2 protein-coding genes are annotated in these 2,614 nt (G+C 26.5%); both read left to right on the plus strand.

Annotated features, from left to right (window positions below; all coding sequences use genetic code 11):
- Positions 1–825: 825 nt before the first annotated feature.
- Positions 826–2,100 (plus strand): hypothetical protein, encoded by a 1,275-nt coding sequence (locus BM384_RS16570; RefSeq protein WP_090015301.1) that lies wholly within the window; start codon positions 826–828, stop codon positions 2,098–2,100.
- Positions 2,101–2,128: 28 nt separating this feature from the next.
- Entirely contained in the window at positions 2,129–2,527 is a 399-nt protein-coding gene (locus BM384_RS16575; RefSeq protein ID WP_090015303.1) for a hypothetical protein, read from the plus strand.
- Positions 2,528–2,614 lie beyond the last annotated feature (87 nt).

Genomic DNA, 2,614 nt, shown 5'->3' on the forward strand with positions numbered 1-2,614 from the left:
GGAGTTAATGTAACTAAAATTTATTAGTTTAATTAACTCCTTTTTGATTTTGGAATAGCGCACTAGAAAAACTTAAAGTTTTTCAGTGCCCTCACTAAAAGGGGACTATTTTTCTTTTGGAGGTTTATCCCATAGGAAGCAGTAACATTTAGTGCATTCAAAAAATATGCATAATATTCATTTCTATAAATTGTATGTTATATAAATAGCCTTATATATTATATTTGTATAATCCTATTTAATTAAGTAACTTTTCTTATCTATTGATGGTAACAAAATTTCATAAAAAACTTTAATTCCTTCTACTTTTATTTTATTAATAACATGTATATAAGTATTTACAGTAGTAGAAAAATACTTATGGTTAAAACACCAACTCACCACCTTAATCATTTTCTTATTTTTAAGCTTTCATGAGATTTCTTTAATATAATTGTGTGTGTTACATAAATAACGAATAAGGCAAATAGTTACAAATTTAATAAAAGCATAATGCTGATTTATATGTGAAAACTTTAAAATAATTATGTCTTAAAATATAAAAAAAAATAGGTCTCATCATTTTAAGTCTATTAATAAACATATCAAGAAACAAAATTGATAATGGAATAATATATAAGTTATTATATAAATAACAGGAGAAACAACATAACCTAAAAGAATTTTATTTTAAAATTTACGTTTTAGTGTAGAATTTCTATATTAGTTTTAAAATTCCAAACACTAAAATTTTTATATAATTTCTTTTGGTTAAAAATTACAGATTGACTTGTTATTAACAAATTGCTATTTTATTATTATGGATAAAAATTGGAGGAACATTTAATGGATGAAAAAGGTGATTTTAAAGATAACTCTGTGGGTCTCTTAGACAGACTTGTATTAGATAAAATTCCGTTATTAAATAAGTGGATTAGGAAAGATGAAAGCAATTTTCGGAGGGAGAGTAGTATGCAAAGAAGAAATGAAGTAATAACAAAAATAAGAAATAATGAATCAATATTTGTAGTAGATGATGGAGGAGACTTAGATATAATTAATTCTAGATTAGCATCAAGTGGGAATACTACTAAAGAAGAAGATAGTTTGTGTAATGGATTAAATGCTGGAATATTAGCTAAAAAAGGATCTACAATAAATATAAAGGATAGTACCATTACAACTGCTGGGAAAGGTGCTAGTGCAGTATTTTCATCAGGAGAAAATTCAGTAATAAATATAGATAATATAATCATTAAAACTAAAGGACATTTTTCTAATGGATTAAATGCTGCTTATAGAGGAACAGTTATGGCTCATGATATAGCAGTAAATACAGAAGGAAAAAATAGTTCTCCTATAGCAACATATATGGAAAATGGTATAATTAATGTGGAAAATTCTTCAGGAACTGCAGAAGGCGAAGAGTCACCTTGTATTTATTCAAGAGGAAGTATTGTGGTTACAGATTCTAATTTTAAAGCTGAAAGAGCTGAAGCTGCAGTAGTTGATGGAAGTTCAGTAGTAATTAATAACACAAGTTTAAGAGGAAATAATAAAAATGGTGTTGTACTTTTTCAAAAGAAAGAAAAAAATAAGGATATAGGTAAATGTATATTTACTTCAAGCCTTGGATCTATAACTGCTGGTAAAGGTGCAATGTTTTATGTAACTAATACTGAGGCCATAGTAAATCTTTTTAATACTAAGTTAAACCTTTCGATGGATAATATTTTAATAAATGCAAAAAAAGACAAGTGGGGAAAAGAAGGAAAAAATGGTGGAATTATAACACTTCTAGGAAACCGTCAAACATTAAAAGGTGATATATTATGTGATGAGTTAAGCTTAGTTGAATTGAAGCTTAGAGAATATACTTATTATACTGGAGTAATTGATTTTAAAAATACAGGAAATGTAAGCGTAACTTTAGATTCAACAAGTGTTTGGACATTAACAGGAACATCATATATAGATTATATTATTAATGAAAATAAAGAACTTAAAAACATAGTGGATAATGGTTATAATATTTTCTACAATGTGAAAAATGAAAAAAATAGCTGGCTTGAAGGAAAGGAAATTGTTTTATCTGGAGGGGGAAGACTTATACCAGCTTAAATTTATATATTTTTGGGGGCAGTAAAAAATGAGGCAGAATCAACTAAGTTTATGGTACTTAAATAATTATGTGAGAGAAGAAAAAGGAAGATTAAATTTAAGTGATTTCTATAATTTTGATAATTTCAATCTTAAGGTAAAGATAAAAGATGACTTTGGAAATCACCTTCACTATCTTGAAGCAGCAAATTTTAATAGAACACTACTTTGTGGTAGCTTAGGGTCTGGAAAAACATATCTTTTAAATAAAATATTTAAAAGCAGCATATGTAAATCATCAAAGTATTGTATGTATTTTGATTTAAGAGATTATGAAGGTGAAGATCTTTTGAATTTTATTTGCAGAAGAATAAAATGCAGAGATTTAACAAAAAAAATAGTGAATGAACTTCTATATAAAGGAGAAATATTATTGATTTTTGATTAGAATGGCTACACTTAACTCGTGACTTTAGTTATGAGTTAGTAGTCAGAGATAGTCAGCATATAGAGAAATCTATATGTAGAGATAGGT

It is taken from the genome of Clostridium sp. DSM 8431 (genome assembly GCF_900116755.1).
GTDB lineage: Bacteria > Bacillota > Clostridia > Clostridiales > Clostridiaceae > Clostridium.

Excerpts from the sequence above, each read along its gene's own strand:
- BM384_RS16570 (WP_090015301.1), top strand. The coding sequence starts at position 826 with ATGGATGAAAAAGGTGATTTTAAAGATAACTCTGTGGGTCTCTTAGAC.
- BM384_RS16575 (WP_090015303.1), top strand. The coding sequence starts at position 2,129 with ATGAGGCAGAATCAACTAAGTTTATGGTACTTAAATAATTATGTGAGA.